The sequence below is a fragment of the Duganella sacchari genome, assembly GCF_900143065.1.
GTDB lineage: Bacteria > Pseudomonadota > Gammaproteobacteria > Burkholderiales > Burkholderiaceae_D > Rugamonas > Rugamonas sacchari.
The window spans coordinates 119,211-134,978 of sequence record NZ_FRCX01000011.1 but is presented as its reverse complement, the minus strand read 5'-3'; the positions used below and the strand labels follow the sequence as shown (position 1 = coordinate 134,978).

Annotated in this window: 14 protein-coding genes and 1 other RNA gene; 9 read left to right on the top strand and 6 right to left on the bottom strand. The window is 61.9% G+C overall.

The genetic code is table 11. From position 1 onward, the window contains the following. Positions 1 to 9: 9 nt before the first annotated feature. Positions 10 to 2,517, bottom strand: coding sequence for a beta-galactosidase (locus tag BUA36_RS22865; RefSeq protein WP_072787783.1), 2,508 nt, complete (start codon positions 2,515 to 2,517; stop codon positions 10 to 12). Positions 2,518 to 2,519: 2 nt separating this feature from the next. Then, positions 2,520 to 3,668: a galactonate dehydratase gene (dgoD, locus tag BUA36_RS22860; RefSeq protein ID WP_072787780.1), complete on the bottom strand. Its 1,149-nt coding sequence runs from the start codon at positions 3,666 to 3,668 to the stop codon at positions 2,520 to 2,522. Between the two features lie 206 nt (positions 3,669 to 3,874). Here dgoD and BUA36_RS22855 point away from each other — a divergent pair, with 206 nt between their 5' ends. From BUA36_RS22855 to BUA36_RS22825, 7 genes are all read left to right on the top strand, one after another. After that, positions 3,875 to 4,774, top strand: coding sequence for an SMP-30/gluconolactonase/LRE family protein (locus BUA36_RS22855; RefSeq protein ID WP_072787777.1), 900 nt, complete (start codon positions 3,875 to 3,877; stop codon positions 4,772 to 4,774). A gap of 52 nt (positions 4,775 to 4,826) precedes the next feature. After that, entirely contained in the window at positions 4,827 to 5,795 is a 969-nt protein-coding gene (locus BUA36_RS22850) for a LysR substrate-binding domain-containing protein (protein WP_072787775.1), read from the top strand. 139 nt (positions 5,796 to 5,934) lie between these two features. Beyond that, positions 5,935 to 8,538, top strand: a complete 2,604-nt coding sequence (locus BUA36_RS22845; RefSeq protein WP_072787773.1) for a TonB-dependent receptor — start codon at positions 5,935 to 5,937, stop codon at positions 8,536 to 8,538. A gap of 174 nt (positions 8,539 to 8,712) precedes the next feature. Beyond that, positions 8,713 to 8,955, top strand: a complete 243-nt coding sequence (locus tag BUA36_RS22840) for a hypothetical protein (protein ID WP_072787771.1) — start codon at positions 8,713 to 8,715, stop codon at positions 8,953 to 8,955. Next, a complete protein-coding gene (locus tag BUA36_RS22835; protein ID WP_072787769.1) occupies positions 8,952 to 9,263 on the top strand; it encodes a cell division protein ZapA in 312 nt (103 codons plus the stop codon). The genes BUA36_RS22840 and BUA36_RS22835 overlap by 4 nt, the downstream gene beginning before the upstream one ends. 46 nt (positions 9,264 to 9,309) lie before the next feature. Further along, positions 9,310 to 9,488: non-coding RNA, 6S RNA (gene ssrS / locus BUA36_RS22830), on the top strand. A gap of 63 nt (positions 9,489 to 9,551) precedes the next feature. Then, on the top strand, positions 9,552 to 10,010 hold the full coding sequence (locus BUA36_RS22825) for an EVE domain-containing protein (RefSeq protein ID WP_072787766.1): 459 nt from the start codon (positions 9,552 to 9,554) through the stop codon (positions 10,008 to 10,010). On the opposite strand, the gene lgt is transcribed toward BUA36_RS22825, so the two are convergent. Continuing rightward, complete coding sequence (gene lgt, locus BUA36_RS22820) at positions 9,994 to 10,857, bottom strand: prolipoprotein diacylglyceryl transferase (RefSeq protein ID WP_072787764.1); 864 nt, start codon at positions 10,855 to 10,857, stop codon at positions 9,994 to 9,996. The two genes, BUA36_RS22825 and lgt, sit on opposite strands and share 17 nt — an antisense overlap. Continuing rightward, entirely contained in the window at positions 10,851 to 11,759 is a 909-nt protein-coding gene (locus BUA36_RS22815; protein ID WP_072787762.1) for a LysR substrate-binding domain-containing protein, read from the bottom strand. The genes lgt and BUA36_RS22815 overlap by 7 nt, the downstream gene beginning before the upstream one ends. A gap of 157 nt (positions 11,760 to 11,916) precedes the next feature. Between BUA36_RS22815 and ilvD the strand changes: the two genes are divergently transcribed. Next, positions 11,917 to 13,779 (top strand): dihydroxy-acid dehydratase, encoded by a 1,863-nt coding sequence (gene ilvD / locus BUA36_RS22810; RefSeq protein ID WP_072787760.1) that lies wholly within the window; start codon positions 11,917 to 11,919, stop codon positions 13,777 to 13,779. 72 nt (positions 13,780 to 13,851) lie between these two features. On the opposite strand, the gene BUA36_RS22805 is transcribed toward ilvD, so the two are convergent. Then, on the bottom strand, positions 13,852 to 14,073 hold the full coding sequence (locus BUA36_RS22805; RefSeq protein ID WP_072787758.1) for a TIGR04438 family Trp-rich protein: 222 nt from the start codon (positions 14,071 to 14,073) through the stop codon (positions 13,852 to 13,854). A 141-nt stretch (positions 14,074 to 14,214) separates the two neighbouring features. Here BUA36_RS22805 and BUA36_RS22800 point away from each other — a divergent pair, with 141 nt between their 5' ends. Next, on the top strand, positions 14,215 to 14,535 hold the full coding sequence (locus BUA36_RS22800; protein ID WP_072787755.1) for a c-type cytochrome: 321 nt from the start codon (positions 14,215 to 14,217) through the stop codon (positions 14,533 to 14,535). A 69-nt stretch (positions 14,536 to 14,604) separates the two neighbouring features. On the opposite strand, the gene BUA36_RS22795 is transcribed toward BUA36_RS22800, so the two are convergent. After that, positions 14,605 to 15,741, bottom strand: a complete 1,137-nt coding sequence (locus BUA36_RS22795; RefSeq protein ID WP_072787753.1) for a branched-chain amino acid ABC transporter substrate-binding protein — start codon at positions 15,739 to 15,741, stop codon at positions 14,605 to 14,607. Positions 15,742 to 15,768: the final 27 nt, after the last annotated feature.

Here is a 15,768-nt window from a genome sequence, read left to right as displayed (position 1 = left end):
GACTACTCCTTATGGGGTGATGCGCAGCTGGTACACGGGAATCACGCGGACGGCGCGCACCGTGGCCATTTGCGTGGCGCCGCCGAAGTCGGGACGCGCTTCTTTTGGCAGGTAGACTGGCGCATCGGCGCGCAGTGGCAGCACCGATACGGTCAGCGGCTGGTCCAGCACGGCGGCTTGCTGGCGCAGGCCGTATTGCCATGGATAGCCGCTGTAGTACCAGTCGTCCAGCATGCGGGTGCCGGCGTACAGGCGGCCGATGTCGCCGACAAAATCGATTTGCAGCAGGGCGTCGTCCAGGCCTTTGAGCTGCTCGCGCGGCACGTTGACCTGCCATGCGGCGGCGGCCTTGAAGCTTTCCGGCAGCGGCTGAACCGCAGCCCTGGCGGTACCGCCGATGACGACCGGCGGCGCGTCCTGCGCGTTGCGCGTTTGCGTGACGCTGGCCTTGACATCGCGTGCAGGCAGCACGGCTTCGAAGGTCTGGAAGATGCCGTCGTTGCCGGCGGCGCGCAGGGCGACTGTGGCGGCGCGCGGCGCTGCTGTCCACGCGGCGCCGGTGGTCGTCGCTTTCGGTGTGGCGGCCAGGGCCGGGTAGATGGCGAAGCGGAATGTGTTGTCGCCAGTGGCGCGCATCTGCAACGCCTTGCCATCGGCGTAAGCCTGTTGTGCGGTGAGTAGCAGGCGGCGCTGGCCGGCCAGTTCCACAACGCTGAGCTGCTGCGATTGTTCCGGCGTCAGTACGACGATGGTCAGCGGGCGTTTGCCATCGCGTTGCACCGTCACGGCCGCGCCGGCGCCAGGCTGCACACCGGTGACCAGCGTGTGGCCGTCAGCGTTGCTGATCTGCGCGCCGCCCGCCGCCGCAACGCGTGCGCCGGCGTCAAAGGACAGCTCGACCGGCACGCCGGCACTGGCGGCAAACACCGCGACCACGCCAGCCTTGCCTTGGTCCAGCAAGGTCACCGGCTGCGCGGTGGCGTAGTGCAGGTTGCTGCCGTCCAGATCCAGATTCAGCGGCCAGATAAAGTAAGCGCCATCGGCGATGTCGACGGGCTGGCTTGGCAGCGTGATGCTCTGGCCTGGCAGCCTGACGGAGAACTGCGTGGTCTTCTGCGCGGCCATCGGATACTGGCGTACGTGGTTGTTCACGAACAGGAAGCCGCGATCACCTTCACTGCGCACGGCAAAGCGCGCGGTGGTGAGATCATCCGGCCTGGCGGGCGACAGCGCAGGTTTGCGCACCGTCATGGGCGCCAGGCGCGCGCCGTAAGCGTGCAGGAACAGGTGATAAGGACGCAGCTTTTCCAGCACCTTGCGCTGCTGGCCATCCGGGCCAAGCGGCGCCTGGAAGTCGTAGCTGATCATGGTGGTGTCGTTGTAGCCGCCACTGAGCGTGCTTTCTTCCATGCCGGTGCCGCCAAGGCTGAGTGGATTGCGGCCGCCATGGAACATATAGTAGCCCATCAGGTTTACGCCGGAGCCCAGCTGCACCGGCAGCATGGCGGCGATATCGTCGGCCGACACCACGGTGCGGCGGCGGTACATGAACGGCAGGCCCGCGCCATATTCGGCGCCGAGGAATGGGGTTACCTCCTTGTCGGTTTCCGCCGTGCCTGGCGCATGCGCGGCGGTCTGCGCACCGAGGTCGCCGCTGACGCGCGTATCGAAGCGGAAGGCATAGGTTTCCTTGGGCGGCAGCTCCCTGGTGCTGACACCCCAAGGTTCGTCGGGATAGCCGCCAAACACCGGCGTCACTTCGCCGGCCGGATAAATCGTGCCGTCCCATCCTGTGACGGTGTAGTAGGGCACATCCATGCCCGCCTTGAGCGCCAGCTTTTTCAGCGCGGCGATGTGGGCGGCGCCCTTGTCCGGGCCATCAAGGTTGTATTCGTTTTCCAGCTGGATGCCGATGACGTGGCCGCCATCCTTCCACAGCTGGCCCTTGAGCTGCTGGCCGATCTGGCCATACAGGCGCTCGACGAAAGCCATGTATTGCGGATCGTTGGCGCGTGTCGGCATGGTGTTGACCACCCAGTCCGGAATGCCGCCGTAGCGCACCTCGGCGTGTGCCCACGGCCCCACGCGCACCACCACATTCAGCCCGGCCCTGGTGGCCAGTTGGACGAAGCGGCGCAGGTCGCGGTTGCCGGACCAGTCGAATTTGCCCTGCACTTCTTCGTGGTGGTTCCACATGACGTAGCTGGCGACGATGTCGATGCCGGCCGCTTTCATCTTGCGCAGTTCCGCTTCCCACATCGACGCGGGCGTGCGGCTGTAGTGGAATTCACCCATGACCGGCAGCCATGGTGCGCCGTTGCGGGTGAGGTAGCGGGCGTTGGCGCCCAGCGTGTCGCCGTTTGGCGCCCTGGCGCTGCCGAGGCGTAGCGCGGCGGCCAATGGGGCCGGTGTGGCGGCGCTGGCGTCGATGGACAGTGTGTCAGCCGTGGCGGTGCTGGTAGCAAGGACGCCAGCGATCAAGGCTGCGCACGCGCGGCGGTGCAGAGGTGGGAACATGCTTACCATTCCGCGACGCTGCCGTCTGCATGGCGCCATACCGGATTGCGCCAGTCCGGTGCGTGCTGGCTGGCCGCGATGACGCGCTCTTCATCCACTTCCACGCCCAGGCCCGGCTTGGGCAGCGGCTTGCAGTAACCGTCGACGATCTTGAAGTCTTCCTTGTTGATGACGTAGTCCAGCAGCTCGCCGCCCTGGTTGTAGTGGATGCCCATGCTCTGCTCCTGCAGCACGGCGTTGTACGAGACAAAGTCCACTTGCAGGCACGAGGCCAGCGCCACCGGACCCAGAGGGCAGTGCGGCGCCAGTGTAATGTCGTAGGCTTCCGCCATCGAGGCGATCTTGAGGCATTCGGTAATGCCGCCGGCGTGCGACAGGTCCGGCTGCACGATGGACAGGCCGCCCGCTGCAAACACGTTCTTGAATTCAAAGCGCGAGTACATGCGCTCACCGGCAGCCAGCGGAATCGAGGTCATCTCGGCCAGGCGCGGGTAGTACTCGGCCTGCTCGGCCAGTACCGGTTCTTCCACAAACAGCGGGCGGTAAGGTTCCAGTTCGCGCAGCAGCGTCTTGGCCATCGGTGCGGCCACGCGGCCATGGAAGTCGAGGCCGAATTCAATCGTGCTGCCGAAGGCTTCGCGGATCTCGGCCACGCGGCGCACGGCGTCGTCCACTTTGGCCGACGTGTCCAGCATGCCCAGTTCCTCGGTGCCGTTCATCTTGAAGGTGTTGAAGCCGCCTTGTTGCAGCGTGCGGATTTGTTCGATGATGTCCGACGGACGGTCGCCGCCGACCCAGCTATACATCTTCATGCGGTCGCGTACCAGGCCGCCCAGCAGCTCGTACACCGGCTTGTCCAGCACCTTGCCCTTGATGTCCCACAGCGCCTGGTCGATGCCGGCGATGGCGCTCATCAGGATCGCGCCGCCACGATAGAAACCGGCGCGGTACATGGTCTGCCACAGGTCGTTGATGCGCGACGGGTCCTGGCCGATCAGATACGGTTCCATTTCCTGCACTGCGGTTTCCACGGTGCGGGCGCGGCCTTCGATGACCGGTTCCCCCCAGCCGACGACGCCTTCATCGGTTTCGATTTTGAGCAGCATCCAGCGCGGTGGTACACGGTAGGTCGTCAGTTTGATGATTTTCATAGGATCGGGATGAGGTTCACGGAACAACGCTCAGTCTAAGCCCGGCCGCTAGACTGGAAATATGATTAATTCGCGGGGAGCCATATCAATATCAGATAGCACAATGCCGCTATCCGATATTGGCATGGCAGGGCGGGGTTTATTCATAGCTGCGGCGGGCGAGGCTCGCTTAGACTTGGCCAGTCTCCCATCGTTTCAGGACCCGTATGAATGCAGTCAGCACCGCCGTCGCCACCATGTTCGTCCGGGCGGGGCAAACGGGATGCACGCTGCGCTGGAGTAAAGTACACGCCTGCTGGCGCTGGCTCGATCCGGCGCGCCGCCAGCTGTACGCCTGGGCGCCATCCTTCACCGCGCCGGTCGCCGCGCGCCTGCTGGAAGGCGCCTCGCTCATGGCCAGTTGTGCTTCCGGCGGCATGCTGCTGGGCGTGGGCAAGCGCCTCGGCATGCTGGAGCTGCCAGTGCCCGGCCAGGCCAGCCGCCCCCTGCAGACGCAGGTACTGGTCACCATTGACGCCGCTGAACCGCGTACCGGCATCAGCGACGGCTGTGTCGACCGTGCCGGCAATTTCGTGTTCGGCACCGCCAATATGGCGCGTGACCAGCGTCCTATCGGCAGCTTCTACCAGTACTCGCAGCGCCACGGCTTGCGTCGTCTGGCCTTGCCTGCGGTGGCGCGCGCCGCCAGCATCGCGTTCAGCCCCGATGGCCGCCGCATGTATTTTGCCGACGCCGCCCACGGCGCGATCCGGCAGTGCGATTACGATGCCGAACAGGCAAGGATTGGTGCGATAACAACGTTTGCTGAATTGTTGGCGCCTGGCGCCGGCATGGCGGTGACCGATAGCGCGGCGCAGCTGTGGAGCGTGCAGGGCGGGCTGCTGGTGCAGTATGGCGGCGACGGCCAGCCGCTGCGGCAGATCGCGCTGCCGTGCGAGGCCGTGTCCAGCGTCGCCTTCGGCGGCGAGGGCCTGGAACAGCTGCGGATACTGGGCGCACTCGGCGGTCTGTATGGCTTGCCGGGCGCCTCGGCAGCCGGTGTGGCCGACACTTTATTTCTCGATAACGGTAGCGCTTCCAGCACCAGCGCATGCGCGCAACGGTGATTGACGCTGGTTCAGCCCGCATTTATGATGGGCGATCAACCCTATCGCCCATATGACTGATCCCCGCTCGGACCGCTTTGTCCGCTCCCACCTGAAAACCCGTCATCTCGTCCTGCTGGTCGAACTTGGCCGGCATGGTTCCATCGCCCATGCCGCGCAAGCGGCCAACCTGACGCAGCCCGGCGCCTCCAAGTTGTTGGGCGAGCTGGAACACGCGCTGGGCGTGCAGTTGTTCGAGCGCCTGTCGCGCGGTGTCGCGCCGACCTGGTATGGCAAGGTGCTGATACGCCGCGCCGGCGCCGCGCTGGCGGAGATGGATGCAGCGCACCAGGAAGTGATGGAGCTGCTGTCCGGTTTGCGCGGCCGCGTCGGCGTGGGCACGGTGCTGACGCCAGCGACCGGGCTGGTGCCCAAGGCGATCAATCTGCTCAAGGCGCGTCACGCGCGTGTGCATGTGTCGGTGAATATGTCCACCAGCAAAGCGCTGGTGGAGCGCCTGCGCAGCGGCGAGCTGGATCTGGTGGTGGGCCGCATCCTCGATACCGAGGCGGCGGATGAACTGAACTTTGAACCGTTGACTGACGAACCGCATGTGCTGATTGCGCGCGCCAGCCATCCGCTGATGGAACGCGATGACCTCAAGCTGGACGATTTGATGGAGCAATGCTGGATACTGCCGCCGGCAGGCTCGATACTGCGCGACCGTCTCACCGCGCTGTTCCTGTCGCATGGCCTGGAGCAGCCGGCGGAAACCGTGGAAACGCTGGACATGCCGGTGGTTGCCAGCCTGCTGCTGAATAACGACATGATCGTGGCGCTACCGGCGGAAGCCGTGCAGCCCTATCTGGATGTGGGCTTGCTGAGGGTGGTGCCGTTCGATCTGGGCGTGAGCATGGATTCGTTCGGCATTGTGACGCGCAAACGACACCAGCTGTCGCCTGGCGCCGATGCCATGCTGACTGCGCTGCGCGACGCCGCAGCCAGCATCTACCCTCACTACCGCATACCGGCGCGGGACTGACAGGGTTCCTGATATACGAACTTGGTATGGCCTGAGCTAAATTAGCTATTGGTTTGTAAATTCGTGTTTCGTTAGCATCCGGTTATCCGTCCACATCTTCATCAGAGACGGGACAAAATACAAACACTGGAGATGCACAATGAAACATAAAAAAATGAGCTGGCTCATCGCCACGCTCTTTACCTCCCCACTGCTCGTCCAGGACGCCCTGGCGCAAGAAGCGGCTGGCGATATCCAGCAGGTCAACGTGACCGGCATCCGCGCCTCGGTGCGCAATGCGCTGGCAGCCAAGGAGGCCTCCAACAGCATCGTGGAAGTAGTGTCGTCGGAAGACATCGGCAAGCTGCCGGATACCACCATCGCTGAATCGCTGGCGCGTCTGCCAGGCTTGTCGTCGGGCCTGGACCGTGGCAACGCCAGCCAGATCATTGCGCGCGGCATGGGACCACGCTTTATCGGCGCCACACTGAATGGCCGCGAGCTGGCCTCGTCGGAGCCTAACCGCGCCGTGCGTTTCGAGCAGTTCCCATCCGAATCCATCAGCGGCGCGACAGTCTATAAAACGCAGAACGCCGAGCTGGCGGAAGGCGGCATCGCCACCACCATCGATCTGCAAACCGTGTCGCCGCTGAAGTACAACGGCCGCCAGATTTCGCTCAAGGCCGATGCGCTGTACTACCCGCTGGCCAAGGACATCCAGGGCGCCGACAAAACCGCACCGCGTCTGGGCGGCGTGTATATCGACCAATTCGCCAACAAGACCATCGGCGCGGCAGTGGCGTTCAGCTACCAGGACCAGCCTTCAGTACAGAAGAACAAGCGCCACTGGGGCTTTAATGACAGCGGCTACGATCTGAATGGCGATGGCAAAACTGAAAAGGCGCCGTGGGGCTTCCAGGATGAGGCCCGTCACGGCAAGGACAAGCGCGCCAGTGTGCTGGGCAAGCTGGAATGGAAACCGAACAGCGATGTGCAGATCACTGCCGACACCTACTACGCCGAGGCCAAGATCAAGGAGCGCGGCCTGCAGCACTGGGCCGATGGCCTGGGCAACTGGGGCGGCACCAATGGGGCGGCTTATAGCAACCTGGATATCCGCAATGGCTATCTGGCCGGCGGCACCATCAGCAACGCGAGCCTGATTAACAATGACTTCGTCTACGTGCAGGACACCAGCGTGGCCGCGACCGGCCTGAATGGCAAGTTCAACGCGGGCGACTGGAAGATCGACGCCGACCTGTCGACTTCGCACGCGCGGCGCGGCAGCGCATGGCGCGACCTGCGCCAGTATGCCAACGGCAGTGTGCCTGTCACGTGGTCCTTCACCGGCGACGAAAAGCAGGACTACAGCTTTGGCATCGATAGCGGCAACCCTGCCAACTTCGGCACGCCGACCCTGTATGTCGATACCGATGGTCACGTGAAGGATCTGCTGAATGCCGCCAGTGTGAGCGCATCGCGCCCGCTCGACAACAGCATCTTCAGCCGCATCAAGGTGGGCGTGCGCGCGACCGACCGTGAGAAGAGCTACCACCAGACCACCTGGACGCTGGCGCAGAAATCGCCGATTCCGGCATCGGCTTATGAGACGGTGAACGTCAGCGGCTATCCGGCCTTTATCGCGCTGAAGGATTTCGACGGCAGCATTGCGTCCGCCTTTGGTCCTGACGCTTTCAATCCGAATGGCCAGGTGCAGGAAGGGTGGCAGATTCAGAATGACCAGCTGGCCGGCTGGAAGGTCAAGGAGCGCAGCAGCTCGGCCTTTGTGCAGGGCGACCTGGAAGGTGAAGCGCTGGGCAAGAGCTATCGCGGCAATGTGGGCGTGCGTCTGGTGCACACCACGCAAACCGGCTATGGCATGCAGTCGCTGAACGGCGCGGCGCCGACGGCGGTGTCAGATGGCGTCTCGTACACCGAAATCCTGCCGAGCATGAACCTGATCGTCAATCTGGACGAAGCGCAGCAACGCCAGCTGCGCTTCAGCGTGGCGCGCGCGATGTCGCGTGCACCGCTGGACGAGATGCGCAGCTCCCGCAACCTGAGCGTCAACAACACGGATACCAGCCAGCCGATCACCGGCAGTGCAGGCAATCCTCAGTTGAAGCCGATGATGGCCAACCAGGTGGACCTGTCCTACCAGTGGTACTTCAACAAGGGTTCGCTGCTGTCGGCCGGCGCATTCTATAAAAAGGTAACGCGCTACATCGCCATCGAAAGCGACACCACCACGCTGAATGGCCGCACGGCGACCATCACCCGTTCGGTGAACGGCGAGGGCGGCGACATCCGTGGTCTGGAACTGGTGTACCAGCAGGCCTTCACTTCGCTGCCGGCGCCGTTCGACGGCCTGGGTATCGCCAGCAACTATGCCTACACCACCAGCAATATCCATGAGCAGACGCCGGTCGGCAGTCCTTATCCGATTGAAGGCCTGATGAAGCATAACGGCGGCGTCACGCTGTGGTACGAGAAGGCAGGCTATGAAGCGCGCCTGTCGGCCAATTATCACAGCGCGTTTGCGCGTAACCCGACCTGGGGCGCCGGCCAGTTGATCATGAACGAAGCGGAAACCTATGTCACGCTGAACCTGGCGAAGCAGCTGACGTCCAATATCCAACTGCGCTTTGGTATCGACAATCTGACCAACCAGAAAGCGGTGTACACCAGCGCGAACATTCCGGTGCAGCAGGAAGTGACGGAATTCGGCCGCCGCTTCAATCTGGGCCTGTCCTTCAAACTGTAACTCCCCTTTGTCGTGGTTTGACGGAGCGGTGCGTGATGGCGCTGCTCCGTTTTTTTATTGGGGAGTCCATAGAGGCGGGCAACTAATTGACGTCGAGTAAATAAATCACGTGCTTGTTGGTTGCAAATACGCGATTCGGTTGACGGCTTCCCGCGCGCTGCCTATAGTGGCGGGATGATTTCCGAATTCCAAGAACTCTCCGACAAAATCGACCAGCTGGCTGAAATGGTGCTTGTCTTGCGCCGTGAAAATGCGCAGTTGCGTCAGTCCAATGTTAATCTCGCCGTGGAGACGATGGATTATCGGCGCCGCCTGAGCGAGGCATCCGAGCGGGTGGCAGCGTTGTTGCAGCATATCCCTCCACTGCAAGGTGAGAGCGGCGCAGAGACCCAGCCTGAAAAAGAGGATGCACAATGATCCATCTTGACGTGACCATCATGGGGCAGGCGTACAAGCTCGCCTGCAGGGAAGATGAAGAACGTGCGCTACGCGAAGCAGCCTCCTTCCTGGACAAAAAAATGTGCGCCATCCGTGACGCCGGCAAAGTCAAGGGCAACGACCGCATCGCCGTGATGGCGGCGCTGGGCGTGGCGGCCGAGTTCCTGTCGATGAAAACCTCGCGCGGCCCTTGGTCGGATATGTCCATGCTGGAAGTGCAGACCAAGATGGCGGCCATGCACAAGGTACTGGACTCCGCACTGACACCGCAAGAAACCCTGTTTTAATTTGTGACAGGCCTTCCTTTGCGGCGCACAAGAGAGTAAACTCCTAATCACCCTGCAGTGTTCGAGACTTGTCATATATTCCTTGAACCATTTGTTTGCACCGGTTACGGAAATTTGTTCGATGGGCGAGAGCGTCGCTAGTCCGATGAACCCGAAATTGAACTAACTGTGACCACCTGAGCCTTAGGTTCGGGATGCCGGCAAGACGGCACAGGCGGGGCCTTATTTATCGAGAAGCGGTTGCAAGCATGTGAATGCGCAGCCGCTTTTTTTCGTCTGGAGATCCGCATGCAATATTGGTTGATGAAATCCGAGCCGGATGAAGTCAGTATGGACGACGTCATGGCATCGCAAGCGCAGACCACGCCGTGGTTCGGCGTACGCAACTACCAGGCGCGCAATTTCATGCGCGACCAGATGCAGGTCGGCGATGGCGTGTTGTTCTACCATTCGAGCTGCCCGGAGCCGGGCATTGCCGGGGTGGCGGAAATCGTCAGCGCACCGTATCCCGATGCGACGCAGTTCGATGAAGACAGTAAATACTACGATGCCAAGGCGACGCAGGAGCAGCCGCGCTGGATTTCGATTGATGTGAAGGGCACGCAGAAAACGCGTTTGCTGTCGCTGGCGGAGATGCGGACCATCCCCGCGCTGGAAGACATGATTGTGCTGCAGAAGGGCAGCCGCCTGTCCATCACGCCGGTCACGCCGGCGCAATGGAAGGCGATCGTCAAGCTTTTGAAGTAGCCAGTACCGGTGCGCGGCCCTTTTGATTTGCTTTGTACGACCACGCCAGCATCGCCAGCGCGCCAACGATCATCGGCAGCGATAGCACTTGTCCCGATGTGATCGGCATGCCCAGAACCGTGGTCTCCCAGTCCGGCGTGCGGAAGTACTCGGTGAAGAATCGCGCGCAGCCATACAGCAGGGTGTACATGGCGCCCACTGCCAGGCGTGGACGTTCCTTGCGCGCGAAGAACCACAAGATCACAAACACCAGCAAGCCATCGATCAGCAACTGATAGAGCGGCGACGGATGGCGCAGGCCTTCCAGGAACACCGGATTCGGATGCAGCGGGAAACGGATGTCCGGCCATTGCATGGCCCATGGCAGCGTCGGATCGCTGACCACGCGGCCCGGCAGTTCGGCGTTGATGAAGTTGCCCATGCGGCCAGCGGCATAGCCCAGCGGCACCAGCGGCGCGATGAAGTCGTACACGTCCAGCAGATTGCGGCCCGCCTTGCGCGCCCACAGCGACATCGCAATCAGCACGCCGAGGAAGCCGCCGTGGAAGGACATGCCGCCGTGCCAGACCTTGAAAATCTCGATCGGGTCGGAGAAGTATTTGACCGGTTCGTAGAACAGCACCTCGCCCAGGCGGCCGCCGATGATCACGCCCATCATGCCGTAGAACAGCATATCGTCCAGATCCTCTTTCTTCCACTGCTGCGCGGCGATGTGCGGCTGCCGGATGCGGATGCGGCCCAGCGCGATAAACATGGCAAAGGCCAGCACATACATCAGGCCATACCAGTGTATGGCGACCGGCCCCAGTTGCAGGGCGATGGGATCGGGCATCGGGTGTATCAGCATAAGACGCTTTTCCTTAATTCTTTCCGTAATAATTCCAAAAAGCCGTGCAGCACGGGCGAAGCGTTATCGCGCCGCCAGGCCAGGCCGGTTTCCACCAAGGGCGTGGCATCGGCCAGCGCCCGGTATTCTACCCCGGTCCGCATCAGGTTGGAGACGGACTGCGGGACCAGTGCCATGCCGATGCCGGCCGACACCAGGCTGACAATGGTTTGCATCTGGATGGCTTCCTGGCCGATCTGCGGCGTCATGCCGGCGTCATGGAACACCGACAGGATGGCGTCATGCAGCGCCGGTGAAATCGCGCGCGGGAAGATGATGAGCGGTAGCGGCGGCAGCGCCGACAGTTTCAGCTTGCCTTTTTTCTTCAGCACGGGCAGGCCGGAGGGCAGGGCCAGCACCAGCGGTTCGTTCAGTACGGGCAGGTAGTCGAGTTCCTGCCGGGCCTTGTCGGGCAGCGGCGGGATCAGCAGGCCGGCGTCGATGCGGTGGTGCAGCAGGTCGTCCAGCTGCAGGTCGGAGGTGGCTTCCTGCAGCGTGATCTGCACTTGCGGATAGGCGGCGCGATAGGCGCGCAGGAACGGCGGCAGGACGCTATAGTCGGCCGAGGAGACGAAGGCCAGTGTCAGGCGGCCGACCTCACCGGCGGCCGCGCGCTGCACCAGCTGCGGCAGCTCCTGCGCTTGCGCCAGCATGCGGCGCGCTTCCGGCAGCAGCGCGCTGCCGGCGGGCGTCAGCGCGACGCCGCGGCGGTTGCGCTCGAACAGCGCGGCGCCCAGCGCTTCCTCCAGCGCCTGGATGGTCTGCGACAGTGGCGGCTGCGTCATGTGCAGGCGCAGCGCGGCCTTGCCGAAGTGGAGTTCTTCGGCCACGGTGACGAAGTAGCGCAGCTGGCGTAATTCCATATGGTTTACTGTTGAATTTGCTCTCTGTGATATTTTATACGACTCACAGCTATGGAAATCATATATTTGACACTGCCGCATGGGCAACGCAAACTCCTAGACTAAGCCAGCAGATTTAAGCTCGCCTTAGTAGCCGAGCAACACCAGGAGAAACATCATGCCGCAATACCGTTCCCGCACCACCACCCACGGCCGCAACATGGCCGGCGCCCGCGCCCTGTGGCGCGCCACCGGCATGAAAGACGGCGACTTCGATAAACCGATCGTCGCCGTGGTCAACTCCTTCACGCAGTTCGTGCCTGGCCACGTACACCTCAAGGATCTGGGCCAGCTGGTGGCGCGCGAGATTGAAAAGGCGGGCGGCGTGGCCAAGGAATTCAACACCATCGCCGTCGATGACGGCATCGCCATGGGGCACGGCGGCATGCTGTATTCGCTGCCATCGCGCGACCTGATTGCCGACTCGGTCGAGTACATGGTCAACGCGCACTGCGCCGACGCCATGGTCTGCATTTCCAACTGCGACAAGATCACGCCGGGCATGCTGATGGCTGCCATGCGCCTGAATATTCCGGTGGTCTTCGTATCGGGCGGCCCGATGGAAGCGGGCAAGGTGGTCAAGGTCGTCAACGGCGGCCAGAAGATCATCAAGCTGGATCTGGTGGATGCCATGATCAAGGCCGGCGACAGCACGGTCAGCGATGCGGATGTGGCGGAGATTGAGCGTTCGGCCTGTCCTACCTGCGGTTCGTGCTCGGGCATGTTCACGGCGAACTCGATGAACTGTCTGACCGAAGCACTGGGCCTGTCGCTGCCGGGTAACGGCACCATCGTCGCCACGCATGCGGACCGCGAGCAGCTGTTCCTGCGTGCCGGCCGTCTGATCGTGGAACTGGCCAAACGTCACTACGAGCAGGACGACTATTCCATCCTGCCGCGCACCATCGCCAACAAGGCGACCTTTGAAAATGCGATGGCGCTGGATGTGTCCATGGGCGGTTCGACCAACACCGTGCTGCACTTGCTGGCGGCAGCGCACGAAGCGGGCGTGGACTTCACCATGGCCGACATCGACCGTATCTCGCGCAAAGTGCCATGCCTGTGCAAGGTGGCGCCGATGACGGACAAGTTCCACATCGAAGACGTGCACCGCGCAGGCGGCATCATTTCGATCCTGGGCGAGCTGGCGCGCGCCGGTTTGCTGGACACTTCGCGTCCTACCGTGCACGCGCCGACCATGGCGGACGCGATTGAACGCAACGACATCAAGCGCAGCGACGACCAGGCCGTGCATCAGCTGTTCCGCGCCGCGCCAGGCGGCGTGCCGACGCAGGTGGCGTTCTCGCAAGCGGAACGTTATGACACGCTGGATCTGGACCGCGTTGCGGGCTGCATCCGCGACAAGGAGCATGCATATTCGCAGGACGGTGGTCTGGCGGTCTTGTACGGTAACCTGGCGGTGAATGGCTGCATCGTGAAGACCGCAGGCGTGGATGAGAGCATCCTGAAGTTCAGCGGCAAGGCGCGCGTGTTTGAATCGCAGGATGCGGCGGTGGAAGCCATTCTCGGTGACACCGTACATGAAGGCGATGTGGTCATCATCCGCTACGAAGGTCCGAAGGGTGGCCCGGGGATGCAGGAGATGCTGTATCCAACCTCGTACATCAAGTCGAAAGGACTGGGCAAGGCTTGCGCGCTGTTCACGGACGGCCGTTTCTCCGGTGGTTCGTCGGGCCTGGTGATTGGCCATGCTTCGCCGGAAGCAGCGGAAGGTGGCGCGATCGGCCTGGTGGAGGAGGGCGATATGATCGACATCGACATCCCTCACCGCACCATCAACCTGCGTATCAGCGATGAGGCGCTGGCCGCCCGCCGCGCAGCGATGGAAGCCAAAGGTGCGGATGCATGGCAGCCGGTCAACCGTGAGCGCTATGTTTCGCAGGCGCTGCAAGCGTATGCGGCGCTGACCACCTCCGCTGACCGCGGCGCAGTACGCGATCTGTCGCAGCTGAAGCGTTAACCCGCAACCCTGACGCGAGGGTCTGACCCCGTACGGGGTCAGACCCCTTCTGGCCGCCGTGCGGGTTTGATTTTATTTCTTGTCGAAGGTCTGCTTGACGCGGTCTTTGCGGCGCTTTTCATCTTCGTTATGGGCGCGGCGCTTGTCGAAGCCCATCATGGGCTCGAGGAATTCAAACCACAGGAAAGCCAGTACCATGATGGCGCCGATGGCCCACCAGGACAGCTCCGCAAACTTCCAGACCTCAAAGTAACGCAGTACACACAGGGCAACGATTAATAGGATAATCGGCATGATGTCCTCCTCTCCCCTCCATCTTACAAGCAATATTCCGGCAATAGTCAACCTTTCCTTGATTTAAGCGTTAAATGCATAAGGGCAAAAAGCGGTAGAATGACTAGCAGAATTTAGCGGTACTAACCTGGAGAATACACAATGAAACGCAATTTGATGATGGTTGGCGTAATCGCCGCATCGGCCTTCGCTTCGTCGGCCGCGCTGGCTGATCCAGGCCTGGACCTGGCCAAGGCGAAAAACTGCATGGCTTGCCACGCTGTCGCCACCAAGCTGGTCGGTCCTGCCTACAAGGATGTGGCTGCCAAATACGCTGGCCAGAAAGATGCCGAAGCCAAGCTGGTTGCCAAAGTGATGAAAGGCGGCTCGGGTGTCTGGGGTGCGATCCCGATGCCAGCCAATCCGCAGGTGAATGAAGCGGAAACCAAAACCCTGGTGAAATGGGTGTTGGCTCAGAAATGAAGCTGACGTAAAAAGCCCCATCAGCCTGAACGCGCACAAGGCCGCGCTCAGTGCTGATGGGGCTTTTTTTTATTTGATGACCTCTTGCTTGGTCTTCTTGCCGTCGTTGTAGTTGAACAGCGTCAGTGAACCATCCTTGATGTCGCCCTTGGCATCAAACGAGATCAGGCCGGTCACGCCCTGATATTTGATCTTCTGCAGCACCGGCAGATACTTGGCCGGCTGGGCTGAATTGGCCTGCTGCATTGCGGCCGCCATCGTCATCACCGCGTCGTAGACGTAAGGTGCATACAGCTTCACGTTGTCGTTGTATTTCTTCTGGTAGCGCGCCGAGAAATCATCCATGGCCTTCTGTTCGTCGCCGGTCACGCCGCCTGCTTCAGCGCAGGTCACGGTGCCGGTCACTGCGGCAACGCCCGCCAGCTTCGGCAGCGATTCGGTGCAAGTGCCATCGCCGCTCACGAACTTGGCTTTGATGCCCAGCGCCTTCATCTGGCGCAGCAGCGGGCCGCCGACCGAGTCCATGCCACCGAAGAACACCAGGTCCGGATTCTTGCCGCGGATGGTGGTCAGGATGGCGTTGAAGTCGGTAGCTTTGTCGGTGGTGAATTCCTTGGCGACGATCTGTACGCCTGGCTGCGCTTTCTTGGCGCCTTTGACGAATTCTTCGGCGACGCCCTGGCCGTAAGCGGTACGGTCATCGATCACGGCGATCTTCGTGGCGCCCATCTTGCCGACCGCGTAGCCGCCCAATGCACCGCCGAGCTTGGCGTCATTGGCGACCACGCGGAAGGTCGAGTTGAAGCCCTGCTGCGTGTATTTGGTCTGGGTGGTGGCTGGCGAGATTTGCGGGATGCCGGCGTCGTAATAAATCTTGGAGGCGGGGATGGAGGTGCCGGAGTTCAGGTGGCCGATCACGCCGTTGACCTTGGCATCGACGAGTTTCTGCGCGACCGCCGTACCTTGCTTGGGATCGCCACCATCGTCTTCCAGTTGCAACACAAATTTGACCGGCTTGCCATCGATCTTGATGCCCTTGGCGTTCAATTCTTCGATCGCCATCTTGGCGCCGTTTTCATTGTCCTTGCCAAGGTGCGCGGAGGGACCGGAGACCGGCGCGACGTGGCCAATCTTGATGATTTCCTGCGCACCGGCGCTGCCGGCAAATGCCAGGGCGATGGCGAGTGGAATGAACTTGAACTGCATGGGCGATCTCCAATAGTTTGTATTCAA

Excerpts from the sequence above, each read along its gene's own strand:
- BUA36_RS22865 (WP_072787783.1), bottom strand. The coding sequence starts at position 2,517 with ATGTTCCCACCTCTGCACCGCCGCGCGTGCGCAGCCTTGATCGCTGGC.
- dgoD (WP_072787780.1), bottom strand. The coding sequence starts at position 3,668 with ATGAAAATCATCAAACTGACGACCTACCGTGTACCACCGCGCTGGATG.
- BUA36_RS22855 (WP_072787777.1), top strand. The coding sequence starts at position 3,875 with ATGAATGCAGTCAGCACCGCCGTCGCCACCATGTTCGTCCGGGCGGGG.
- BUA36_RS22850 (WP_072787775.1), top strand. The coding sequence starts at position 4,827 with ATGACTGATCCCCGCTCGGACCGCTTTGTCCGCTCCCACCTGAAAACC.
- BUA36_RS22845 (WP_072787773.1), top strand. The coding sequence starts at position 5,935 with ATGAAACATAAAAAAATGAGCTGGCTCATCGCCACGCTCTTTACCTCC.
- BUA36_RS22840 (WP_072787771.1), top strand. The coding sequence starts at position 8,713 with ATGATTTCCGAATTCCAAGAACTCTCCGACAAAATCGACCAGCTGGCT.
- BUA36_RS22835 (WP_072787769.1), top strand. The coding sequence starts at position 8,952 with ATGATCCATCTTGACGTGACCATCATGGGGCAGGCGTACAAGCTCGCC.
- BUA36_RS22825 (WP_072787766.1), top strand. The coding sequence starts at position 9,552 with ATGCAATATTGGTTGATGAAATCCGAGCCGGATGAAGTCAGTATGGAC.
- lgt (WP_072787764.1), bottom strand. The coding sequence starts at position 10,857 with ATGCTGATACACCCGATGCCCGATCCCATCGCCCTGCAACTGGGGCCG.
- BUA36_RS22815 (WP_072787762.1), bottom strand. The coding sequence starts at position 11,759 with ATGGAATTACGCCAGCTGCGCTACTTCGTCACCGTGGCCGAAGAACTC.
- ilvD (WP_072787760.1), top strand. The coding sequence starts at position 11,917 with ATGCCGCAATACCGTTCCCGCACCACCACCCACGGCCGCAACATGGCC.
- BUA36_RS22805 (WP_072787758.1), bottom strand. The coding sequence starts at position 14,073 with ATGCCGATTATCCTATTAATCGTTGCCCTGTGTGTACTGCGTTACTTT.
- BUA36_RS22800 (WP_072787755.1), top strand. The coding sequence starts at position 14,215 with ATGAAACGCAATTTGATGATGGTTGGCGTAATCGCCGCATCGGCCTTC.
- BUA36_RS22795 (WP_072787753.1), bottom strand. The coding sequence starts at position 15,741 with ATGCAGTTCAAGTTCATTCCACTCGCCATCGCCCTGGCATTTGCCGGC.